This is a genomic window from Pseudomonas sp. LP_7_YM (assembly GCF_004364435.1).
GTDB lineage: Bacteria > Pseudomonadota > Gammaproteobacteria > Pseudomonadales > Pseudomonadaceae > Aquipseudomonas.
This window is the reverse complement of sequence record NZ_SOCT01000005.1, coordinates 314,512-336,600: the sequence shown is the minus strand read 5'-3', so window position 1 is coordinate 336,600 and position 22,089 is coordinate 314,512. Positions and strand designations below refer to the sequence as shown.

Here is a 22,089-nt window from a genome sequence, read left to right as displayed (position 1 = left end):
GGATGCGTTTCGTCGCATCCTTTTCCGAACTTCAGTCGGCACGAGAGCGAACTGAAATAGCAGGTCTGGTCGTTTGACCGTTACTCCACGTCAAGGATGACGATGAGAAACCACTGTCCGCTTTGTGCCCGGCCTGGGCCTCGGTATGCAGAAGGACTTGCAGCCGGCACGTTCAGTTGATGAGCCGCGCCCACTGCGGCGGAACGAAACCCGAGCGCCTGCGGCTCTGCGGATCGTCCCATGCCCGCGTGGGACGATCACGCTGCTTGCCGCACGCAACCCATCGATCAAACCGGATCAACCACCTTGGCACGTCGCGGATCCGGTTGCTTCCAGCCGTCTGCCGCCGCCTCTTCGATGGCTTGTTGAATGGCCTTTCGGCGGTTGTTTTCAGCGCGGCGGCTGAAGAACCAGACCAGGAACGTCGCTATCGACACTGCCAGCAGAATCAGACTGGCAATGGCGTTGATTTCAGGTTTCACGCCCAGACGCACGGCCGAGAACACTTCCATCGGCAAGGTTGTCGAGCCAGGACCGGACACAAAGCTTGCCAGCACCAGATCGTCCAGCGACAGGGCGAAGGACATCATGCCGCCCGCTGCCAGTGATGGCGCGATCATCGGGATGGTGATCAGAAAGAACACCTTCCACGGACGCGCGCCAAGGTCCATGGCGGCTTCCTCGATGGACAGGTCAAGCTCGCGCAGCCGCGCCGAGACAACCACCGCCACGTAAGCCGTACAGAATGTCGTGTGGGCAATCCAGATGGTGACGACACCCCGCTCCTGCGGCCAGCCGATCGATTGCGCCATGGCCACGAACAGCAGCAATAGCGAAAGACCGGTGATGACCTCGGGCATGACCAATGGCGCCGTGACCAGGCCACCGAAAAACGTGCGGCCCTTGAAGCGTGTAATGCGGGTCAGCACGAACGCCGCCATGGTGCCCAGCGCGACTGCTGCCACCGAGGTGTACAGGGCGATTTCCAGCGAACGCATCACTGCGCTCATCAGCTGAGTGTTGTCGAGCAGGCCGACGTACCACTTCACCGACCAGCCACCCCAGACCGTCACCAGTTTGGAGGCATTGAACGAGTAGATCACCAGAATGACCATCGGCGCGTAGATGAATAACAGGCCCAGCACCAACATCAGGTTCGAGAATCGGAAGCCTCTCATGCCTTGCCCTCCAGCTCTTTGGCCTGGCTGCGGTTGAACAGAATGATGGGCACGATGAGGATCAGCAGCATCACCACTGCCAGCGCAGACGCTACCGGCCAGTCGCGGTTGTTGAAGAATTCCTGCCAGAGGACCCTACCGATCATCAGTGTCTCGGTGCCGCCCAGCAATTCCGGAATGACGAACTCACCCACCACCGGAATGAACACCAGCATGCAGCCGGCGATGATGCCGTTCTTGGACAGCGGTACGGTGATTTTCCAGAAGCTGTTGAAGGTGCTCGAACCCAGGTCCGACGCAGCTTCCAGCAAGCTCTGATCATGTTTCACCAGATTGGCGTACAGCGGCAGGATCATGAAGGGCAGGTACGAATAAACCACGCCGATGTAGACCGCGAGGTTGGTGTTGAGTATCTGCAACGGCTCGCTGATCACACCCAGCCACAGCAGAAACGCATTGAGCAGGCCGTTATTGCTGAGAATGCCCATCCAGGCGTAGACGCGGATCAGGATCGCGGTCCAGGTCGGCATCATGATCAGCAGCAGCAACACCGTCTGCATTTCCTTGCGAGCGATGGAGATGCCGTAGGCCATGGGGTAGCCGATCAACAGGCACAGCAAGGTGCTGATGAAGGCCATTTTCAGCGAACCCAGGTAGGCCGAAATATACATGCCGTCGCCGGTCAGCAGTGCGTAGTTGGCGAAGTTGAGCACGATGTCGAGCTTCTGCTCGGCGTAGGCAAAGACCTCGGTGTATGGCGGAATCGCAACGTCCGCTTCAGCGAAGCTGATCTTGATCACGATCAGAAACGGCAATGCGAAGAACAGGAACAGCCACAGGAATGGAACCCCGATGACCGCCTGACGGCCGTTGGGCGTTATTCGATAGAGGGCGCGTTTTATTTTTCGAATCTTCATGAGCGCAGTACCACGCCGCTGTCGTCTTCCCACCAGACGAAGACTTCATCGTCCCAGGTTGGCCGCATGCCCTGACGCTCGGCGTTGGCCACGAACGATTGCACCAGCTTGCCGGACGGCAACTTTACGTAGAACACCGAATGGCCACCCAGATACGCGATGTCATGTACCTTGCCGCGCGACCAGTTATGTTCGAAAGCCGGCTGCTGGGTGGTGATCAGCAGCTTTTCCGGGCGTAGCGCGTAGGTGATGGCCTTGTCCTCGACCGAAGTCGTCACCCCGTGCCCGACGTAGATATTGCGCTCGAGTTCAGGGCTGCGAATCAACGCATGGCCCTCCATGTCCTCGATGACTTCGCCGTCGAACAGGTTGACGTTGCCAATGAACTCGCAGACGAGGCGACTGGTAGGCGTTTCGTAAATATCGATCGGGCTGCCGATCTGGGCGATCCAGCCCAGGTGCATGATGGCGATGCGCTGGGCCATGGTCATGGCCTCTTCCTGATCGTGAGTCACCATCACGCAGGTCACGCCCACACGCTCGATGATCTCGACCAGTTCCAGTTGCATCTGCGAACGCAGCTTCTTGTCCAGAGCGCCCATTGGCTCGTCAAGCAACAACAGTTTCGGCTTCTTGGCCAGCGAACGCGCCAGCGCGACACGCTGACGCTGACCACCCGACAACTGATGGGGCTTGCGCTTGGCGTATTGGGTCATATGCACCAGCTTGAGCATTTCGGCCACACGGGCATCGATCTCGGCCCTGGGCAGTTTGTCCTGCTGCAGGCCGAAAGCGATGTTCTGCGCCACGGTCATGTGCGGGAACAACGCGTAGGACTGGAACATCATGTTGATCGGGCGTTCGTACGGCGGCATATCCGTGATATCGACGCCGTCGAGAAAAATGCGGCCCTCGGTGGGGCGCTCAAAACCGGCAAGCATGCGCAGAAGCGTGGACTTGCCTGAGCCGGAACCACCCAGCAAGGCGAAAATCTCGCCCTTGTTGATCTGCAGAGACACATCGTCCACAGCAACCGTCTCATCGAACTTTTTCGTGACTCGATCGATTTTGACCAGCACCTGTTTAGGTTGCTGACCACCCTCAAGGGCTTTTTTGTAGGCGCCGGAGGCAACTGCCATGGGTGAAACTCCCAACTGTTTTTGCGCCCCACCAATGGGGTCGGGCGCCAGGTCTTTATTTACCGGATTTGATCTTGGTCCAGCTGCGCGTTATCACACGTTGAATCTTGGGCGGCAATTCGGAATTAACGTACAGCCGCTTCAGCACCTCTTGGGAGGGGTAGACGGCCTCATCGTTGCGAATTTCCTGATCCATCAGTTCGCCCGATGCAGGGTTCGGATTGGCGTAACCCACCTGGTCACTGACCTTGGCAATCACGTCAGGTTTAAGCAGGTAATTAATGAACGCGTGAGCGGCCTTGGGGTTTGGCGCATCAGCCGGGATGGCCAGCATGTCGAACCAGAGGTTGCCGCCTTCCTTAGGGATCGAGTAGGCGATGTTCACGCCCTTGCCGGCTTCTTCGGCGCGCGCCTTGGCCTGGAACACATCGCCAGAGAATCCGGCGGCGATGCAGATGTCGCCGTTGGCCAGATCGGTGATGTATTTGGAGGAGTTGAAATAGGTCACGTAAGGACGGACTTTCAGCAGCTTTTCCTCGGCCTTTTTGTAGTCTTTCTCTTCGATGCTGTTGGGGTTCAGACCCATGTAATTCAGGACGGCGGGCATCATCTCGTCAGCTGAATCGAGGAAAGCGACACCGCACTTTTGCAGCTTCTTGATGTTCTCCGGTTCAAACAGCACAGCCCAGGAGTCGATGGTGTCCACGCCCAGCACTTGCTTGATCTTGTCGACGTTGTAGCCAATGCCGTTGGTGCCCCAAAGGTAAGGCACGGCGTACAGATTACCCGGGTCGTTTTTATCCAGGCGTTTCATCAGTGCAGGATCAAGGTTCGAATAGTTGGGAAGTTGCGACTTGTCGAGTTTCTGGAAGGCACCGGCCTTGATCTGTTTGCCAAGGAAGTGATTGGACGGCACAACCACGTCATATCCAGTGCGGCCGGCCAGCAGTTTGCCTTCCAGGGTTTCGTTGGAGTCGAACACATCGTATTGGGTCTTGATCCCGGTGGTGGACTCAAAATCCGCCAGGGTCGTGGTGCCGATGTAATCGGACCAGTTATAAATGCGAACAGTGGAGTCCGCAAAGGCACCGACGGCGAGCGTCAGCCCGGCTCCCAACAGCAAGCCTTTGGAAAAAAAAGAAGTAGACACGTTTGCAGTCCTTTTAGTTGGTGGGCCTGTTGCCCTGGCCGACGACAGTAACGACAGACTGTGACGAATCCGGCGCGCAACTTACCTTCGATGAACGCTGCCCGCAAAGAAAACTTAATGCCGCCTCCGATCATCGCAAAGAGGCGGATTTACGGTGGGAGTGAGCGTGCTCGCCAAGAGACCGGCGTATCAGACGTTGCTCTATTGCCTGACGGTCAGCATTGGCGAGCAAGCTCTCCCACAGTCATGCAGGCTTTTACTTGCCCGATTTGATGTTGGTCCAGGCGCGAGTCATTTCACGCTGGGTCGCTGCAGGCAAATCGGCGATCGCGTACAGCTTTGCCAGAACGTCGGCTGGCGGGTATACGCCCGGGTCAGAGGTAATGTCCTTGTCGACGAACTCGGTGGCAGCCTTGTTACCGTTCGGGAAGTGAACGGAGTTGGTGATTTCGGCCATGACTTTAGGTTGCAGGATGAAGTTCATGAACTTGTAGGCGCCTTCGACGTTATCGGCGTCTTTAGGAATGGCAACCATGTCATAGAAGCTGCCAGCGCCTTCTTTCGGAATGTTGTAGCTGACCTTGACCTTGCCACCCGCTTCTTCAGCACGGGCCTTGGCCTGATACACGTCACCCGAATAACCGACCGCTACGCATATGTTGCCGTTGGCCAGGTCCGAAATGTACTTGGAAGAGTGGAAGTAGGTGACAGAAGGACGAATCTTCTTGAACAAGTCTTCGGCTTTCTGGATGTCTTCTTTCTTCTGGCTGTCGGTCGGCAGGCCCAGGTAATGCAGCGCCACTGGCAGCATTTCGGTTGGCGAGTCGAGGAAGCTGATGCCACAACCTTTCAGCTTGGCCGCGTTTTCAGGCTTGAACAGCAGATCCCAGGAATTGACCGGGGCATCGGCGCCCAATGCGGCCTTCACTTTCTCCGCGTTGTAACCGATACCAATCGAGCCCCACATGTACGGGAAGGCATGTTTGTTGTCCGGGTCGCTGATCGACACGGCTTTCAACAGCGCAGGGTCCAGGTTCTTGTAGTCCGGCAGCCTGGACTTATCCAGCTCCTGATAGACACCGGCCTTGATCTGTTTGGCCAGGAAGTTGTTCGAAGGTACGACGATGTCATAGCCCGACTTGCCAGCCAGCAATTTGGCTTCCAGCGTCTCGTTGCTGTCAAAGACGTCGTACACCACCTTGATGCCCGACTCCTTTTCGAAATCGGCAATGGTGTTCGGCGCGATGTAATCGGACCAGTTGTAGACGTGCAGCACCTTGTCATCGGCGTGTGCAGCTGCAGCCACTGCGCCCATCAGGGACAAGGCGAGGAGGGTTTTGCCAAATGTCTTCATGCGTACAGCTCCAATGTTTATGTTAGCGGCGGCTAAACAGCCGTCAGTCTGGCAATTTCCTGGCCGGGCTTACAAGCAGACTGGCCTGCGTCGTTGCGCAACTTTCAATATTTCATTTGCCCCATGGCACGTCGACCTGTCGGAGCGCTTGCCCGTGATTGCATTTGGTCTGGCGCCAGCGATGCCGACGCAATCGCGAGCAAGCGTACCCTGCATTACTTCTCCAACTCGGCCAATGTCAGGTCCAGGCATTTGCGCGCTTTTTCCACCAACTCGTCGATCTCTGCAAGGGTGATCACCAACGGCGGCGCAATAATCATCGTGTCGCCCACAGCCCGCATGATCAGGCCGTTGTCGAAGCAGAACGTGCGACAAATCATGCCCGCCCCTTTGCCGACATAACGTTCGCGCCTGGCTTTGTCTTTAACAAGTTCGATGGCGCCGAGCATACCGACACCACGAACCTCACCCACCAGCGGATGATCGCTCAGCTCACGCAAACGGTTTTGCAAATAGGGTGCCGTTTCCGATTTCACCCGCTCGACAATCTTCTCATCGCGCAGGATGCGGATGTTTTCCAGGCCCACCGCCGCCGCCACCGGGTGCCCGGAATAGGTAAAACCGTGGTTGAAGTCGCCCCCCTCATTGAGCACCTTGACCACTTCATCGCGCACGATCACACCGCCCATGGGGATGTAACCTGAGGTCAGGCCCTTGGCGATGGTCATCAGATCAGGCTTGAGGCCGTAAAAATCGCTACCGAACCACTCACCGGTACGACCAAAACCACAAATCACTTCATCGGCGACGAAGAGGATGTCGTACCTGGCGAGGATCTCCTTGATCTTCGGCCAGTAAGTAGCGGGGGGAACGATCACGCCTCCGGCGCCCTGAATCGGCTCGGCAATGAAGGCCCCGACGTTGTCCACACCCACTTCGAGGATTTTCTTTTCCAGTTGCTCAGCCGCCCAGACCCCGAACTCGTCCGGTGTCATGTCGCCGCCCTCACCGAACCAGTAAGGCTGCGGGATGTGGACGATACCCGGAATCGGCAGGTCGCCCTGCTCGTGCATGTAGGTCATGCCGCCCAGACTCGCGCCCGCAACGGTGGAGCCGTGATAGCCGTTCATGCGGCTGATGATGACTTTCTTGCTCGGCTTGCCCTTGATTGCCCAGTAATGGCGAACCAGGCGCAGCACCGTGTCGTTGCCTTCGGAGCCGGAGCCGGTGAAGAACACGTGGCTCATGCCATCCGGGGCAACCTCGGAGATCGCCTTGGCCAGTTGCAGTGCCGGTGGGTGAGCGGTCTGGAAAAACAGGTTGTAATAAGGCAGCTCGCGCATCTGTTTGCTGGCAGCGTCGGCCAGTTCGTCACGCCCGTAACCGATGGCCACACACCACAGGCCGGCCATGCCGTCGAGGATCTTGTTGCCTTCGCTGTCCCACAGATAAACGCCCTTGGCATGAGTAATGATGCGCGGGCCTTTCTCTTTGAGCTGTTTGAAGTCGCTGAATGGCGCCAAATGATGATCGCGGCTCAGCACTTGCCATTCTTGGGTTTGCGTATTGTTGGAACTCATGAATCACTCCATTGACGGGGTACACGTGTCGGGAGGCCCTGGCGGTGAAGCCAACGGGCGCCCGGAGTCTTCAGACGGCGAAAAGCAGGAATTCCCGCTCCCACGAACTGATCACACGCTTGAAGTTTTCGTGCTCGGCGCGCTTGACCGCGACATAACCGGTCACAAACGTCTTGCCGAGGTATTTCTCGACTGTTTTGCTGTTTTCCATGCGCTCCAGCGCGTCCTCGATGGTCAACGGCAGGCGCAGGTTACGGCGTTCATATCCACGGCCCACCACCGGCGCACTCGGGTTGAGCCCCTCGACCATGCCGATGAAGCCGCACAGCAGGCTCGCCGCGATGGCCAGATACGGGTTGGCGTCGGCGCCCGGCAGGCGGTTTTCCACCCGGCGATTCTGCGGCGTCGCATCCGGGACACGCAGGCCCACGGTGCGGTTTTCCTCGCCCCACTCCACGTTCACTGGCGCCGAAGTGTCGGGCAGGAATCGGCGGAACGAGTTGACGTTGGGGGCGAACAGCGGCAACAACTCGGGGATCAGCTTCTGCAGACCGCCAATGTGCTGCAAAAACAGCTGGCTCATGGTCCCGTCTTCATTGGAGAAGATGTTCTTGCCGGTCTGGATGTCGATGATGCTCTGATGCAGGTGCATGGCGCTGCCAGGCTCGCCGGTCATGGGCTTGGCCATGAAGGTCGCGGCCACGTCATGCTTGAGCGCTGCCTCGCGCATGGTGCGCTTGAACACCAGAATCTGATCGGCCAACGACAGGGCATCGCCATGACGGAAGTTGATTTCCATCTGCGCGGTGCCGTCTTCGTGGATCAGCGTGTCCAGGTCAAGGCTCTGCAGTTCGCACCAGTCGTAGACGTCTTCGAACAACGGGTCGAATTCGTTGGCTGCCTCAATGGAGAAGGACTGGCGACCGGTTTCCGGGCGACCCGAGCGGCCCACCGGCGGCTGAAGCGGGTAATCGGGGTCGTCACTGCGCTTGGTCAGGTAGAACTCCATCTCCGGCGCCACGATGGGCTGCCAGCCTTGATCGGAGTAAAGCTTGAGGACTTTCTTGAGCACGTTGCGCGGCGACAGCTCGATGGGATTACCCTGCTTGTCGTAGGTGTCGTGAATCACCTGCGCAGTGGGCTCTATGGCCCAAGGGACCAGATACACCGCGTTCTGGTCAGGACGGCAGAACATGTCGATGTCTGCGGGGTCCAGCAACTCGTAATAAATATCGTCTTCGACGTAGTCCCCGGTCACGGTCTGGAGCAACACGCTTTCCGGCAAGCGCATGCCCTTTTCGGCAATGAACTTGTTGGTCGGCGAAATCTTGCCCCGCGTGATACCGGTGAGGTCGGAGATCATGCACTCGACTTCGGTAATCCTGTGTTCTTTCAACCAATCGGTGAGCTGGTCGAGGTTGGTACTCATAAATACCTCAGAGGTTTCAAAACCCGGTTGCCATCATGGCGAACAGGCGTTTCTGGACGCGTTGGCGTCGCGTGGTGTTGCCCTTTTGCGACAGGCATCGCCAAATACCTGAAGAATGGAAAGATAGTCGGGGTTGTGCATGACTTGCCACTGCGGATGCCATCAAACACTCGGTGCGAACACCCTGGATGAAGCAAAAGGCGCGCCTGGCGCGATGCGCAGGGAATGGCGCAGCGTCTTGAATTTCAACAGGTTCATTGTCTGGCTCTCGATGATCCACGAAGGTTCCCGTCTCGTGAATCTTCTGATGCAGACCGCCACCAAACGCTAGGTGCCTCTCTTGATACCCACTGCAAATTCCCGACAACCGCGCTCGCGCTGCCACAGCGGCATGAATAAGAGGTAAGGTGGTGCGATCGCGTGCAGGATCATGAGCAGTGCCCGGCACACTCGCGGGGCCGCTATAGTGATGGAGTTCAACGCAGGATAGAGAACCGGTAAAGAGCAGTCCATCGACCACCAAGAGGGTATCAGCGGGCTCGATAAGTGTTGCCAGAGACGGCAGAATCGGCGACAGGCCCTTGGCAGCGAAAGCAACTGCGCGGACGTACTTGTCACCCTCGACGTGATGGACATGTGGGCCGATGTGCTGAGTGCCGGCGGTAACGCCGATCAGCGGAAGGCGGAACATGTGACCCCCGATGTTATTGCTGTTATGGGTTGCGACCGAGCTTAGCGTTGTTCATTTTTTTACACAACAACCCCGTAAAAATTAAAACACGCTGCGCTAAAGACCATGATTTCCAGCTGCTCTAACAGTGAAAAACTGCCCTAAAGAGCGGCAAAAACTGCTTCAAGGCGCCGTTTTAGAGCAAAACGGGCCTCCTTGACTTCATCAGGGCTTTCAGATTGACTGGCCTCTGTAATGCTCGATGATTGATATTTTCAACAACAAAGGTGTTGCATCATGTCGGTACCCCCGCGTGCCGTTCAGCTCAACGAAGCGAACGCGTTCCTTAAGGAACATCCTGAGGTTCTATACGTTGACCTTCTGATTGCAGATATGAATGGAGTGGTGCGCGGCAAGCGCATCGAACGCACCAGCCTCCATAAGGTTTACGAAAAAGGCATCAACCTCCCAGCTTCTCTTTTCGCACTGGATATCAACGGCTCAACGGTGGAAAGCACCGGCCTGGGTCTGGACATCGGCGACGCAGACCGAATCTGTTATCCAATTCCCGACACTCTCTGCAATGAGCCCTGGCAGAAGCGTCCTACCGCACAACTTCTAATGACCATGCACGAACTGGAAGGCACGCCCTTCTTCGCCGACCCGCGTGAAGTACTGCGCCAAGTGGTGAGCAAGTTCGACGAGATGGGCCTGACCATCTGCGCCGCATTCGAGCTTGAGTTCTACCTGATCGATCAGGAGAACGTGAATGGCCGACCACAACCGCCACGCTCGCCGATTTCCGGCAAACGCCCGCACTCGACGCAGGTCTACCTGATCGACGACCTCGACGAATACGTCGACTGCCTCCAGGACATTCTGGAAGGTGCCAAAGAGCAAGGCATCCCTGCCGACGCGATCGTCAAGGAAAGTGCCCCGGCGCAGTTCGAGGTGAACCTGCACCACACCGCCGATGCCCTTAAAGCCTGCGACTACGCCGTGCTGCTCAAGCGACTGATCAAGAACATCGCCTACGACCATGAAATGGACACCACCTTCATGGCCAAGCCCTATCCGGGCCAGGCGGGTAACGGGTTGCACGTCCACATTTCGATCCTGGATCGCGATGGCAAAAACATCTTCACCAGCGAGGATCCCGAGCAGAACGCCGCATTACGTCATGCGATCGGCGGTGTGCTCGAGACCCTACCGGCACAGATGGCGTTCCTTTGCCCGAACGTCAACTCGTATCGCCGGTTCGGTGCTCAGTTTTACGTCCCCAACTCGCCTACCTGGGGGCTGGATAACCGCACAGTCGCCGTTCGCGTGCCAACCGGTACCGCCGACAACGTGCGTATCGAACACCGGGTAGCCGGTGCCGATGCCAACCCGTATCTGTTGATGTCGTCGGTGCTGGCCGGTATTCACCACGGTTTGACCAACAAGGTCGAGCCCGGCGCGCCTGTCTCTGGCAACTCTTACGAGCAGCATGAACAGAGCCTGCCGAACAACTTGCGCGATGCCTTGCGCGAGCTGGACGACAGTGAAGTCATGGCCAGGTACATCGATCCGAAGTACATCGATATCTTCGTTGCCTGCAAGGAAAGCGAGCTGGAGGAGTTCGAGCACTCCATCTCCGACCTTGAGTACAACTGGTATCTGCACACGGTTTGATGGCTGTGTGAAATAAAAGAACGCCCCCCATTCCTGTGATGGGGGGTATTTTTTTGTTTGCTCAAACGGGATCACAGAACTTCGCTGCCTGTCCCGTTTTCGCGAATGAATACGCTCTTACAAAGATTGACGAAAGACCGAAACGGCGGCCCGAGTGATGACCTGTAGGAGTGAATTCATTCGCGATGAGGCCCGGCCAGGCGCCATAGACCCATGCCTCGCGTACAATGCTCCCGGCCCCGATCAAGAGAGCAAGCAATGACCCGCCCCGCCACACCCCGCAAACCCCGAGCACGCAGCCAGGCCCGGATCGACTCGATCCTCGATGCCGCCCGTACGCTCCTGGCCTCAGATGGCGTGGCGAGTTTGTCGATCTACAGTGTGGCCGAGCGCGCCGGGATTCCGCCCTCCTCCGTCTACCACTTCTTCGCCGGCGTTCCGGCACTGCTCGAAGCACTGACCGCAGACGTTCATGCAGCCTTCCGCGAAAGCCTGCAGCAGCCCATCGATCATGCGCAGCTCAACCAATGGCACGACCTGTCGCGGCTGGTGGAAACGCGCATGCTCAATATCTACAGCATCGATGCCGCAGCCCGCCAGTTGATCCTCGCGCAGCATGGACTGACCGAAGTCACCCAGGCCGACCGCCAGCATGACGTCGAGTTGGGCAACCTGATGCATGAGCTGTTCGCCAAGCACTTCCAACTGCCCGCACTGCCCGATGATGTTGAAGTCTTCGCCCTGGCCCTGGAATTGGCCGACCGCGTCTACGCCCGCTCCGTGCAACTGCACGACACCATTACCCCGCGTATGGCCGAGGAAGGCAGACGCGTGTTCGATGCGTATCTGGGGCTTTATCTGCCGCCGTTTTTGCCAAAGCGCATGACTGAGCAATAACGCAATTGCCCTGTGGGAGCGAATTCATTCGCGAACATTTTCAAGGGCGATAGAGATACGTCGATTGAACCGGGCCCTGTCGCACCCGACGGACTGAGGGCGGACAGCAAAAACCACGAAGGGCTCTCACCCTCCGGGGTCGTTCACAGCGCATCGATCACAACTTGGCGATCGACACCTCGGTGGATTTCACGAATGCGATCACTTCGCTGCCGACCACCAGCTCCAGCTCCTTGACCGAGCGCGTGGTGATGACAGAAGTCACGATGCCGGAGGCAGTCTGTACATCGATTTCGGACAGCACGTCGCCGGTCACGATTTCCTTGATGGTGCCTTTGAACTGGTTACGAACGTTGATGGCTTTGATAGTCATGGTGTGGCTTCCTTTGTAAGATCAGGTCCAGGCGCAACATTGCCCCGGATTTAGTTGGCCCAACGCAGTTGCGTGGGCAGCGGTGAAGTCGGTTCGGGTTCGGGCGGGCTGCCGGGAAGCGACAGCACGCGGTTGAGTACTTCGGTTTCCAGTGCCGCCAGCCGGTAGGAGCCGCGGGCACGCGGCCGGGGCAGTTCGACCTGTAGATCAAGGCCGATGCGGCCTTCTTCGATCAGCAGCACGCGGTCGGCGATGGCCACGGCCTCACTGACGTCGTGCGTCACGAGCAGCACTGTGAAGCCGTGCTTTTGCCACAGGTTTTCGATCAGCTGCTGCATCTCGATACGGGTCAAGGCATCCAGGGCACCCAGTGGCTCATCCAGCAACAACAGGCGCGGCTGGTGAATCAACGCGCGGGCCAGCGCTACACGCTGCTTCTGGCCACCCGATAATGCAGCCGGCCACTCATGGGCGCGCTCGGCCAGACCTACGGCCTCCAGCGCTTCGAGCGCCTTGCCGCGCCAGTCACCGCTCAGGCCCAGGCCGACGTTGTCGATGATGCGTTTCCAGGGCAGCAGACGCGCTTCCTGAAACATCAGGCGGGTGTCTTCGCGGGCGTCGGCCAGCGATGAATTACCGGCCAGCAATTGCCCGCTGGTGGGCTTGTCCAGGCCGGCCAGCAGGCGCAGCAAGGTACTTTTGCCACAACCGCTGCGACCGACCACAGCGACGAATTGCCCCGCCGGAATGTGCAGGTCGATATCTTTCAATACTTCCCGCGAGCCGAAGGTTTTCTTCAGCTTGCGGACTTGGAGCGGAATCCCGCGCAACAGGTTTGCCGGTTGTTGGAGATTGCTCATTGCGCGCCACCTTTAGCCACTTGATACGCCGGGTGCCAACGCAGGCATACCCGCTCCAGACCGCGCGCTGCGAGATCTGCCAACTTGCCGAGGATCGCGTACAGCACGATCGCCAGCACCACCACATCGGTCTGCAGGAATTCACGGGCGTTCATCGCCAGATAACCAATGCCGGAGCTGGCCGAGATGGTTTCAGCCACGATCAGCGTCAGCCACATGAAGCCCAGAGCGAAGCGCACGCCGACCAGAATCGAAGGCATGGCACCGGGCAGAATCACGTGGCGGAACAGCGAGAAACCTGAAAGCCCATAGCTGCGCGACATTTCCACCAGTGCCGGGTCGATGTTGCGAATGCCGTGGTAGGTGTTCAGGTAAATCGGGAACAGCGTGCCCAGCGCTACCAGGAAAATCTTCGCGCTCTCGTCGATCCCGAACCACAGAATCACCAAGGGGATCAGTGCCAGATGCGGCACGTTTCGGATCATTTGCACCGAGCTGTCGAGCAGGCGTTCACCCCACTTCGACAAACCGGTGATGAAGCCCAGTGCCAGGCCAATGCTGCCGCCGATGGCAAAACCGATGCCTGCACGCCAGCCGCTGATGGCCAGGTGGGTCCAGATTTCGCCACTGCGCACCAGCGTCACACCCGCTTCGATGACCGCGCTGGGCGCAGGCAGGATTCGGGTGGAGAGCCAACCGGCGCTCACCGCCAGTTGCCAGACCGCCAGCAATAAGACCGGTAGCAACCAGGGCGCCAGTCTGTGAGTGATTTTTTCCACGCTCATGGAGTTGTCTCCTCTCAATGCCCGCACTACTGTGCTTTCGCGACAGCAGCAGGTGGCGTCCAGATCACATCTGCGATGCTGAGCGGTTTAGGGATCAACTTGAGTTGATAGAAGGTGTCGGCAATTTTCTGCTGCGCCGCGACAGTTTCGGCGGTGATGAACTGCGCGCCGTAACCCTGACGTTTGACCGAGATTTCGGTGATGTCCGCAGGCAGGCCCAACAGCGGCGCGACCTGTTTGGTCACTTCGTCCGGATGGGCCTTGGACCACTCTCCCACTGCGCGCACTTCTTCGACCAGAGTCTGAATCACCTTCGGATGCTGTTGTGCGTAGGGCCTTGTCGCCAGATAGAACTGGTTGTTGTCGACGATGCCTTTGCCGTCACGCAGGGTACGCACCTTCAACTGCTGTTCGGCGGCGGCCTGATAAGGGTCCCAGATGACCCAGGCATCGACACTGCCACGCTCGAACGCAGCTCGAGCATCGGCGGGCGGCAGGAACACGGTCTGGATGTCGCTGTATTTCAAACCTGCCTCTTGCAGCGCGCGCACCAAGAGGTAGTGAACGTTGGAGCCCTTGTTGAGCACGACCTTCTTGCCCTTGAGATCCTTCACCGACTGGATCGGCGAATCCTTGGGCACCAGCAGCGCTTCACTGGTCGGCGCCGGCGGTTCAGCTGCCACGTAAAGCAGATCGGCCCCAGCAGCCTGAGCGAACACCGGCGGTGTTTCTCCGGTGACGCCGAAATCGATCGAGCCTACGTTCAGCCCTTCAAGCAACTGCGGGCCACCCGGGAATTCGGTCCATTGCACCTGTACGCCTTGCTCGGCGAGTTTCTTTTCCAGCGAACCTTTGGCCTTGAGCAGGACCAGCGTGCCGTATTTCTGATAGCCGATGCGCAGGGTATCGGCCTGAGCTTGATTGAGGACGCCGAAGGTCGCTGCCGCGGCAAACAGAGCGACCAAGCCTCGACGCAAAATGACAGTGCGCATGGCACGCTCCTTTGCTTGTAGCTAAACAGGTGGCACCTGCTCGTCCGATGGCGGACCAGTAAGGCGTGGGGAATTCGTGACTGGCGATCTCGCCAGGACGGAGAGACCTTAACAGGGGTTTGTTATTCACTAAAATCATATTTATTCATTTGGTTAGCACCAAATTGAATATAGAAACGAGATGCTTAAAAAATGCCACGCCTGAATGTGTTGGCACCTCTCAGCGCACGGAATTTGCAGACGCCACAGCTTTTGCAGGAGACCTCGGAGGTTTAGTGATGCACCACGGGAGGGTGGCGATCAGCTGAAAAGATCGATTGGGAAACAAAAAAAGGGCCGATAAATCGGCCCGAATGTCATGGTTGAAACCGTACTGTCAGCGATTGGGCTGTGGGGTCAGGCGCAGGTAGGGCGTGACGGCCTTGTAGCCTTTCGGAAAGCGTTGCTTGATTTCTTCTTCGTCCTTGATCGAAGGCACGATCACTACGTCGTCGCCGTCGTTCCAGTTGGCGGGGGTCGCAACCTTATGGCTGTCGGTCAGCTGCAGCGAATCGATGACGCGAAGAATCTCGTGGAAGTTGCGTCCGGTGCTGGCAGGGTAGGTGATGGTAAGCCGCACTTTTTTGTTCGGATCAATCACGAACAAGGAGCGCACGGTCAGCGTCTCGCTGGCGTTTGGGTGGATCAGGTCGTACAGGTCCGATACCTTGCGATCCGCATCGGCCAGGATCGGAAAGTTGACGATGGTGCTCTGGGTGGAGTTGATGTCCTCAATCCATTTGACGTGCGATTCGGCCGAGTCCACCGAGAGGGCGATGGCCTTCACATTGCGCTTATCAAACTCGTCCTTGAGCTTTGCGGTGAAGCCAAGCTCGGTGGTGCACACAGGGGTGAAGTCGGCCGGGTGGGAGAACAGCACGCCCCATTTATCGCCCAGCCACTCATGAAACTTGATGCGACCCTCGCTGGAGTCCTGTTCGAAGTCGGGGGCGATGTCGCCGAGTTTAAGGCTCATACGGTCAGCTCCTGTGATGTGTGTGCTATTGGGACACTGTGCCTGCGAAAAGATTAAAACTGAAAGACCGAAAAGCAATGCCCCACGCTGTATAAGCTATATAAAGAGACAACATACCTTTATTAAAGGCATAAAAAGCCCCGCCGAAGCGGGGCTCTTTTCAACCAGCCAGCGCTTATTTGAAAGCGTAGGTGTAGTTGAAGATCACACGGGTCTGATCCTGGTCAGCAATGTGGCTGTTCTGAGCGTTGGTACCGGTGAAGTCACCACGGTAGTTAGCACGACGCAAGGTAGCGCCAAAGCCTTTCAGAGGACCGTCCTGGAACACGTAGTCGATACGCATGTCACGTTCCCACTCCGAGCTGTCGCCCAGATTGCCGCGTTGGGATTTGATGTTGTTACCTTTGAGGTAAGCGAATGCGGCTTTCAGACCAGGAACACCCAGACGTGCGAAGTCGTAGGAGTACTGACCGAAGTTGGTGGTCTCACCCGCACGTGCGAACTGGTTGATCATCGAGTCAGTGAACAGGTAGAAGCTCGAACCGCCCTGGCCTTCGCTATGAGTTGCGGAGGTGCCATCTTTGGTGATGTTGCCGTTGCTCATCCAGACGAAGCCGCCGTCGTCGCCGACATCCTGGTGGCCGAGCAACAGAGAGTGACCGCCCAAGGTGTACGTGAACATGGCAGACCAGGTTTTGTTATCAACTTCACCAACGTTTTTTGCATAGCCGCCGTTGTTGTTGAACACGTAACCGGTTTCACCGTTCTTGCCGTCGGAACGGCTGTCGAAGTAACGCAGGTCGGTCTTGAACGATTGGTCATCGGCGATCGGGAAGACGTGTACCAAGCCCAGGAAAGTCTGCTTGTAGTAGTCTTCGAGCTCCGAGTGGTAAGCCTGCAACGTCAGGTCTTTGGTGACTTTCCAGTCAGCGCCGGCAAAGGTGAAGCTGTTGGAGTCATGAGTACCACCGGCAACGGCCATACCCGAATAGTTGCTCGATGCACGGCTCGCGCCCTGAGTCAGCTTACCGGCAGTAAAAGTCCAACCATCCAGCTCTTTGGAGCTGACGATACCGCCCTCAAAGGTCTGTGGCAGCAAACGACCGTCGTTGGAAACCAGAATCGGCAAGTTAGGCTGCAGTGCATTACCCAGCTTGAGTTCGGTTTTGGAGATCTTGGCTTTCACGTTGGCTCCGGTACGATCCCACTCGTCAACAGGCGCGCCGTCGGTTTTAACCGGCGTAACGGTGTTGGCAGTGCCCACGCCATGGTGTGTGATACCACCCCCCAGATTAATGCCGACCATGCTCTGTACATCCAGACCAAAACCTACGGTGCCGGGGGTATAACCAGAGATGAAGTTGAACAGCAAACCTGTGGAAGTTTGACGCTGGTCGGAAGCCTTGGCAGTGCCGAACTGCTCACGGTTGTCGTTCTCAAAATACAGGGTACGGGAACTGACGGTTGCCTTGCTGTCTTCAAAAAAACCAGCTGCACCAGCCTGAGTGGCCATTACACCTACAGATACGGCCAAGGCCAGGGTGGACTTCTTCATTGTGTATCGCTCCTCTTGAATCTAATTTTTGTAGTTCCTGGGTACTGAGACCGAAGGCTCAAGACCGCAGATGCGCGATAAGCGCTGGACCTGATTCGGCGAGTCAATGTCCCCAAGACTAAATTGACTGAACCGTCCTAACAGCTGGCTGCAAGGTAAGGAAACTCCTTTAAACCTAAAAAGACTTTGTGATTATGCTTTTATGCTAAGCAGTTATATGTCACAAGCCGTTTCAGCCGTCCGTTGGGGAGTGTATCGGCGTCTTTACCTAATTCCCAAAAAATATTTCTAAGCCGTTCGTCAGATCGATTAGTTTTGCCGCGTCCTGACACGGGAACTCGACCGACCAGTCACGGTCGGCGTGTGAAACAGGATGAACATTGCAGATTTAACCACCTGAAAAATAAGGAGTTGTTTTCGCACGGATACAATCGTTGCAGTTGCCACCCTCTTCTCCATCTATTTTTTCATGCGGTTAGGAATTACTTGCAATACGCCTGAATAATCGCTCGGCTACCGAATGCCGCAGCAGAAACCGACCCTCACACAGGCATTAACCTGCTCAAGCAGCGCCATTGCGCACGGGCAAGAGCATCAGCCTTTGCCGAATGATGGATAGTATTTACAAAATGTGACATTTCGATGAGCGGTCATTTTGTGTTCGCAATGTTCGACTTTATAGAGTCATTGCCCAGCTTCGTCAGGTTGTCTTTCTCTAAGCTAATGCCAAAAAGTTATTTATTTCGGCTTTCTTAGATCCCTTAAGCTCTTTTTCACTCAGCCCCTCGGCCTGCTTGATCCGGAGCCCTACCATGAAACTGCCCAAACCCATTTGCCTGCTGGCAGCGCTGTCGCTGGCAGGTTCTGCGCTGTTCGCCCAAGCGGCAGATTTCACCGTCGCCTACCAGACCACCGTGGATCCGGCGAAAGTTGCGCAGGCCGATGGCGCCTATGAGCAGGCAACTGGCTCGAAGATTTCATGGCGCAAATTTGATAACGGTGCCGACGTCATCACGGCTATCGCTTCCGGGGATGTGCAGATCGGCTATCTGGGTTCCAGCCCTCTGACGGCTGCAGCCACGCGCAAGGTGCCCGTTGAAACTTTCCTGATTGCCACGCAAATCGGCGCCGCTGAAGCATTGGTCGCCCGCAATGGCGCCGGCATCAATAGCCCGCAGGATCTGGTGGGGAAAAAGATCGCCGTGCCTTTTGTGTCCACCGGGCATTACAGCCTGTTGGCGGCGCTCAAGCACTGGAACATCGATCCGACCAAAGTCACCATCCTTAACCTGGCCCCACCGGCGATCGCAGCTGCCTGGAAACGCGGCGACATCGACGCCACCTACGTCTGGGATCCGGCATTGGGTGTGGCCAAGGAAACCGGCAAAGTGCTGATCACTTCCGGCGAGCTGGCCAAGGTCGGCGCTCCGACCTTCGACGCCTGGATCGTACGCAAGGACTTCGCCGACAAACACCCTGAAATCGTCAAGGCCTTTGCCAGGACCACCCTGGATGCCTACGCCGATTACCGCAAAGACCCTGCGGCGTGGATTGCCAACAGCGAGCACATCAACAAGCTGGTGAAACTCTCCGGCGCCAAAGCCTCCGACATCCCCGGCTTGCTGGAAGGCAACGTTTATCCGCTGGCCGATGATCAAGTGAAAGAACTGGGCGCCCCCACCACCGAAGCCATCGTCAAGACCGCGGTATTTCTTAAAGAGCAAGGCAAGGTCGACGCAGTGCTGGCCGATTACACGCCCTATGTCAGCGCGAAGTTCGTCACCCAGTAACTGAAAGCGCTTTTAACCGCCCCCCAGCATGTCCCTGTAGGAGCGAATCATTCGCCAGGCTGAGTACAGCGGTAAAAAACATGCCCTGGAATATCGCGCCCACAGGTTACTTGTCAGTCCGACTGGCGCCACACACTTTTATATAAGCGGAGTCATCGCCATGGCCTTGTTACAGCTGGAGCGCATCAGCGCACAGTATCCCGGTGCGGCCGAGCCGGTGCTGTCGGATATTTCCCTGAGCCTCGGCCCGCAACAGTTGCTCGTCGCTCTGGGCCCATCCGGCAGCGGCAAGACTTCGCTGTTGAATCTGATTGCAGGTTTCGTCGAGCCTAGCGCCGGGCGTATTACACTGGACAACGTGCCCGTCAGCGGACCAGGCGCTGAACGCGGCGTGGTGTTCCAGGACGATGCGTTGCTGCCTTGGCAGGACGTACTCGCCAATGTCGCCTTCGGTCTGGAACTGGCGGGCGTCCCTCGGGCGCAACGTGAAGCCAAAGCGCGGGAAATGCTGGCGCTGGTAGACCTGGCAGGCTTCGAAAAACGTCGCATCTGGGAATTGTCAGGTGGCCAGAAACAACGCGTAGGGCTGGCGCGCGCGCTGGCTGCCGACCCGCAGGTGTTGCTGATGGACGAACCTTTCGGTGCGCTGGACGCCTTCACTCGCGAGCAAATGCAGGAGTTGTTGCTGCAGGTCTGGACGCGCAGCGCCAACCCGGTGTTCCTGATTACTCACGACATCGAGGAGGCCGTATTCCTGGCCACGGATCTGATTCTGCTGGCGCCTGATCCGGGACAGATCGTCGAGCACCTTGAGCTCGACTTCGGCCAACGCTACAGCGCAGGCGAGTCGGCACGGGCAATCAAGTCCGATCCTCGTTTCATTGAAACCCGCGAGCGTGTACTGGCTCGGGTGTTTTCACAGCGTCAGGCTGTTCAGGAGCAATGGGCATGAGCCAATACCCCACGCCCCCGCTGGGCGAAACCCTCACCCAAACGCCCACGCCCGGCAAGACAGTCGAGCCGCGCCTGTACCTGAGCACTCGCGCCATCAGCGTTCTGACCCTGCTCGTACTGCTGGGGGTCTGGTGGTGGGTCACGGCATTCGAATGGGTCGAACCGCTGTTTCTGCCGCCGCCTTCTGCCGTGCTGGAAAAGGCCTGGCTGTTGATGACCAAGGGCTACATGGAATCCACGCTCTGGCAGCACTTGGGCGCGAGCCTGCAACGCATCGGCCTGGGCCTGGTGTTCGCGGTGCTGACTGCGATTCCGGTCGGCATCGCCGTCGGGCATAACCGCATCGCCCAAGGCATCTTCGACCCGCTGATCGAGTTCTACCGCCCGATTCCGCCTCTGGCGTATCTGCCTCTGATCGTTATCTGGTGCGGCATCGGCGAGTTCTCCAAGGTGCTGCTGATTTACCTGGCGATTTTCGCGCCCATCGCCATCGCCACGGCCACCGGCGTGCGCACAGTGGACAGCGCCAAGCTGCGGGCCGCGCAATCCTTGGGGGCCAATCGCTGGCAACTGATTCGCCATGTGATCCTGCCGAGCGCCCTGCCGGACATCCTCACCGGTGTGCGCATCGGGCTGGGCGTGGGTTGGTCGACGCTGGTGGCCGCCGAGTTGATCGCCGCCACCAGCGGCCTGGGCTTCATGGTGCAGTCTGCCGCGCAGTTTCTGGTGACCGATGTCGTGGTGCTGGGGATTCTGGTCATCGCGCTGATCGCCTTTGCGCTGGAAATGGGCCTGCGCGCGCTGCAGCGCAAGCTGGTGCCGTGGCAGGGGCAGAATCACTAAATCCTCGATGAACCGACAAACACTGACTACGCCGACAGCTCGGCGCACATTGTGAGAACCCGCATGAGCCTTCACATCACCCCTTTGAGTTCAGCTTTGGGTGCGCAGATCAGTGGCATCGACCTGAGCCGTGATCTGACTGCCGGGCAACGCAATGCCATCGAGCAGGCGCTGCTGACCCATCAGGTGCTGTTCTTTGGCAATCAACCCATAACCCCTCACCAGCAGGCGCGTTTCGCCGCGCAGTTCGGTGACCTGCACGTTCACCCGATCTACCCCAACATTTCGGAGCAGCCGGAAATCATGGTGCTCGACACGGCGCTGACCGACGTGCGCGACAACGCGATCTGGCACACCGACGTCACCTTCCTGCCGACACCGGCGCTGGGCGCGGTACTGAGTGCCAAGCAACTGCCGGCGTACGGTGGCGACACCTTATGGGCCAGTGGCATAGCGGCGTTCGAGGCGTTGTCCAGGCCGCTGCAAACGCTGCTCGACGGCTTGACCGCCACCCACGATTTCACCCGCTCCTTCCCGCTGGAGCGCTTTGGCAATACCGCTCAAGACCTGGCGCGCTGGGAAGAGACCCGCCGCAAGAACCCGCCGCTGTCGCACCCGGTGGTCCGCACGCACCCGGTCAGCGGACGCAAGGCGCTGTTCGTCAACGAAGGCTTCACCACGCGGATCAACGAGCTGGAGCCTGCCGAAAGCGAGGCGATTCTGAAATTGCTGTTTGCCCATGCGACGCGTCCCGAGTTCACCATCCGCTGGCGCTGGCAGGAAAACGACGTGGCCATGTGGGACAACCGCGTGACTCAACACTACGCGGTGGACGATTATCGGCCACAGCGGCGTGTGATGCACCGCGCGACGATTCTGGGGGATGTGCCGTTCTGAGCTGCGCCCCGGCCTGGGCGGGGGCGCTATCAAAGAT

The 22,089-nt window shown here is 57.9% G+C and carries 19 protein-coding genes and 1 pseudogene; 6 read left to right on the top strand and 14 right to left on the bottom strand.

All coding sequences use genetic code 11. The features are described 5' to 3' along the window. Positions 1 to 287: 287 nt before the first annotated feature. From EC915_RS15455 to EC915_RS15420, 8 genes and pseudogenes are all read right to left on the bottom strand, one after another. Complete coding sequence (locus tag EC915_RS15455; RefSeq protein WP_133751398.1) at positions 288 to 1,178, bottom strand: ABC transporter permease subunit; 891 nt, start codon at positions 1,176 to 1,178, stop codon at positions 288 to 290. Continuing rightward, positions 1,175 to 2,095: an ABC transporter permease subunit gene (locus EC915_RS15450; RefSeq protein ID WP_133751397.1), complete on the bottom strand. Its 921-nt coding sequence runs from the start codon at positions 2,093 to 2,095 to the stop codon at positions 1,175 to 1,177. The genes EC915_RS15455 and EC915_RS15450 overlap by 4 nt, the downstream gene beginning before the upstream one ends. Then, positions 2,092 to 3,234, bottom strand: coding sequence for a polyamine ABC transporter ATP-binding protein (gene potA, locus EC915_RS15445; protein ID WP_133751396.1), 1,143 nt, complete (start codon positions 3,232 to 3,234; stop codon positions 2,092 to 2,094). Before potA ends, EC915_RS15450 begins: the two co-directional genes overlap by 4 nt. Positions 3,235 to 3,289: 55 nt before the next feature. Further along, positions 3,290 to 4,384, bottom strand: coding sequence for a polyamine ABC transporter substrate-binding protein (locus tag EC915_RS15440; protein ID WP_133751395.1), 1,095 nt, complete (start codon positions 4,382 to 4,384; stop codon positions 3,290 to 3,292). A 256-nt stretch (positions 4,385 to 4,640) separates the two neighbouring features. After that, on the bottom strand, positions 4,641 to 5,738 hold the full coding sequence (locus tag EC915_RS15435; RefSeq protein ID WP_133751394.1) for a polyamine ABC transporter substrate-binding protein: 1,098 nt from the start codon (positions 5,736 to 5,738) through the stop codon (positions 4,641 to 4,643). Between the two features lie 215 nt (positions 5,739 to 5,953). Continuing rightward, positions 5,954 to 7,318, bottom strand: a complete 1,365-nt coding sequence (locus EC915_RS15430) for an aspartate aminotransferase family protein (RefSeq protein ID WP_133751393.1) — start codon at positions 7,316 to 7,318, stop codon at positions 5,954 to 5,956. A 70-nt stretch (positions 7,319 to 7,388) separates the two neighbouring features. Then, a complete protein-coding gene (locus EC915_RS15425) occupies positions 7,389 to 8,747 on the bottom strand; it encodes a glutamine synthetase family protein (RefSeq protein WP_133751392.1) in 1,359 nt (452 codons plus the stop codon). A gap of 33 nt (positions 8,748 to 8,780) precedes the next feature. Continuing rightward, a pseudogene (locus EC915_RS15420) lies at positions 8,781 to 9,438 on the bottom strand (gamma-glutamyl-gamma-aminobutyrate hydrolase family protein). A gap of 276 nt (positions 9,439 to 9,714) precedes the next feature. Between EC915_RS15420 and EC915_RS15415 the strand changes: the two are divergent. Both EC915_RS15415 and EC915_RS15410 read left to right on the top strand, forming a co-directional pair. Beyond that, complete coding sequence (locus EC915_RS15415; protein WP_133751391.1) at positions 9,715 to 11,091, top strand: glutamine synthetase family protein; 1,377 nt, start codon at positions 9,715 to 9,717, stop codon at positions 11,089 to 11,091. A gap of 258 nt (positions 11,092 to 11,349) precedes the next feature. After that, positions 11,350 to 11,988, top strand: coding sequence for a TetR/AcrR family transcriptional regulator (locus EC915_RS15410; RefSeq protein ID WP_133751390.1), 639 nt, complete (start codon positions 11,350 to 11,352; stop codon positions 11,986 to 11,988). 157 nt (positions 11,989 to 12,145) lie between these two features. Here EC915_RS15410 and EC915_RS15405 read toward each other — a convergent pair whose 3' ends face one another. The 6 genes from EC915_RS15405 to EC915_RS15380 form a co-directional block, all read right to left on the bottom strand. Further along, on the bottom strand, positions 12,146 to 12,361 hold the full coding sequence (locus EC915_RS15405; protein ID WP_062379390.1) for a molybdopterin-binding protein: 216 nt from the start codon (positions 12,359 to 12,361) through the stop codon (positions 12,146 to 12,148). 50 nt (positions 12,362 to 12,411) lie between these two features. Further along, positions 12,412 to 13,221, bottom strand: coding sequence for an aliphatic sulfonates ABC transporter ATP-binding protein (gene ssuB, locus EC915_RS15400; RefSeq protein ID WP_133751389.1), 810 nt, complete (start codon positions 13,219 to 13,221; stop codon positions 12,412 to 12,414). Further along, complete coding sequence (ssuC, locus tag EC915_RS15395) at positions 13,218 to 14,006, bottom strand: aliphatic sulfonate ABC transporter permease SsuC (RefSeq protein ID WP_133751388.1); 789 nt, start codon at positions 14,004 to 14,006, stop codon at positions 13,218 to 13,220. The genes ssuB and ssuC overlap by 4 nt, the downstream gene beginning before the upstream one ends. Positions 14,007 to 14,032: 26 nt before the next feature. Then, entirely contained in the window at positions 14,033 to 14,998 is a 966-nt protein-coding gene (locus EC915_RS15390) for a sulfonate ABC transporter substrate-binding protein (protein WP_133751387.1), read from the bottom strand. 376 nt (positions 14,999 to 15,374) lie between these two features. After that, the gene (locus tag EC915_RS15385) at positions 15,375 to 16,013 is read right to left on the bottom strand and encodes a peroxiredoxin (RefSeq protein ID WP_133751386.1); all 639 of its coding nucleotides are present in this window, start codon (positions 16,011 to 16,013) and stop codon (positions 15,375 to 15,377) included. A 175-nt stretch (positions 16,014 to 16,188) separates the two neighbouring features. Next, positions 16,189 to 17,568, bottom strand: coding sequence for an OprD family outer membrane porin (locus EC915_RS15380; RefSeq protein ID WP_133751385.1), 1,380 nt, complete (start codon positions 17,566 to 17,568; stop codon positions 16,189 to 16,191). A gap of 812 nt (positions 17,569 to 18,380) precedes the next feature. Between EC915_RS15380 and tauA the strand changes: the two genes are divergently transcribed. From tauA to tauD, 4 genes are all read left to right on the top strand, one after another. After that, positions 18,381 to 19,358: a taurine ABC transporter substrate-binding protein gene (gene tauA, locus EC915_RS15375; RefSeq protein WP_133751384.1), complete on the top strand. Its 978-nt coding sequence runs from the start codon at positions 18,381 to 18,383 to the stop codon at positions 19,356 to 19,358. 160 nt (positions 19,359 to 19,518) lie between these two features. Continuing rightward, on the top strand, positions 19,519 to 20,310 hold the full coding sequence (gene tauB / locus EC915_RS15370) for a taurine ABC transporter ATP-binding subunit (protein WP_133751383.1): 792 nt from the start codon (positions 19,519 to 19,521) through the stop codon (positions 20,308 to 20,310). After that, a complete protein-coding gene (gene tauC / locus EC915_RS15365) occupies positions 20,307 to 21,155 on the top strand; it encodes a taurine ABC transporter permease TauC (protein WP_133751382.1) in 849 nt (282 codons plus the stop codon). The genes tauB and tauC overlap by 4 nt, the downstream gene beginning before the upstream one ends. Positions 21,156 to 21,218: 63 nt before the next feature. Further along, positions 21,219 to 22,052, top strand: a complete 834-nt coding sequence (gene tauD, locus EC915_RS15360) for a taurine dioxygenase (protein WP_133751381.1) — start codon at positions 21,219 to 21,221, stop codon at positions 22,050 to 22,052. Positions 22,053 to 22,089: the final 37 nt, after the last annotated feature.

Bases quoted from the DNA above. Each gene is read 5' to 3' on its own strand.
- EC915_RS15390 (WP_133751387.1), bottom strand. From the start codon at position 14,998: ATGCGCACTGTCATTTTGCGTCGAGGCTTGGTCGCTCTGTTTGCCGCG.
- EC915_RS15380 (WP_133751385.1), bottom strand. From the start codon at position 17,568: ATGAAGAAGTCCACCCTGGCCTTGGCCGTATCTGTAGGTGTAATGGCC.
- EC915_RS15450 (WP_133751397.1), bottom strand. From the start codon at position 2,095: ATGAAGATTCGAAAAATAAAACGCGCCCTCTATCGAATAACGCCCAAC.
- EC915_RS15385 (WP_133751386.1), bottom strand. From the start codon at position 16,013: ATGAGCCTTAAACTCGGCGACATCGCCCCCGACTTCGAACAGGACTCC.
- tauC (WP_133751382.1), top strand. From the start codon at position 20,307: ATGAGCCAATACCCCACGCCCCCGCTGGGCGAAACCCTCACCCAAACG.
- EC915_RS15425 (WP_133751392.1), bottom strand. From the start codon at position 8,747: ATGAGTACCAACCTCGACCAGCTCACCGATTGGTTGAAAGAACACAGG.
- tauA (WP_133751384.1), top strand. From the start codon at position 18,381: ATGAAACTGCCCAAACCCATTTGCCTGCTGGCAGCGCTGTCGCTGGCA.
- tauD (WP_133751381.1), top strand. From the start codon at position 21,219: ATGAGCCTTCACATCACCCCTTTGAGTTCAGCTTTGGGTGCGCAGATC.
- ssuC (WP_133751388.1), bottom strand. From the start codon at position 14,006: ATGAGCGTGGAAAAAATCACTCACAGACTGGCGCCCTGGTTGCTACCG.
- ssuB (WP_133751389.1), bottom strand. From the start codon at position 13,221: ATGAGCAATCTCCAACAACCGGCAAACCTGTTGCGCGGGATTCCGCTC.
- EC915_RS15455 (WP_133751398.1), bottom strand. From the start codon at position 1,178: ATGAGAGGCTTCCGATTCTCGAACCTGATGTTGGTGCTGGGCCTGTTA.
- EC915_RS15410 (WP_133751390.1), top strand. From the start codon at position 11,350: ATGACCCGCCCCGCCACACCCCGCAAACCCCGAGCACGCAGCCAGGCC.
- EC915_RS15415 (WP_133751391.1), top strand. From the start codon at position 9,715: ATGTCGGTACCCCCGCGTGCCGTTCAGCTCAACGAAGCGAACGCGTTC.
- potA (WP_133751396.1), bottom strand. From the start codon at position 3,234: ATGGCAGTTGCCTCCGGCGCCTACAAAAAAGCCCTTGAGGGTGGTCAG.
- EC915_RS15435 (WP_133751394.1), bottom strand. From the start codon at position 5,738: ATGAAGACATTTGGCAAAACCCTCCTCGCCTTGTCCCTGATGGGCGCA.
- EC915_RS15430 (WP_133751393.1), bottom strand. From the start codon at position 7,318: ATGAGTTCCAACAATACGCAAACCCAAGAATGGCAAGTGCTGAGCCGC.
- EC915_RS15405 (WP_062379390.1), bottom strand. From the start codon at position 12,361: ATGACTATCAAAGCCATCAACGTTCGTAACCAGTTCAAAGGCACCATC.
- tauB (WP_133751383.1), top strand. From the start codon at position 19,519: ATGGCCTTGTTACAGCTGGAGCGCATCAGCGCACAGTATCCCGGTGCG.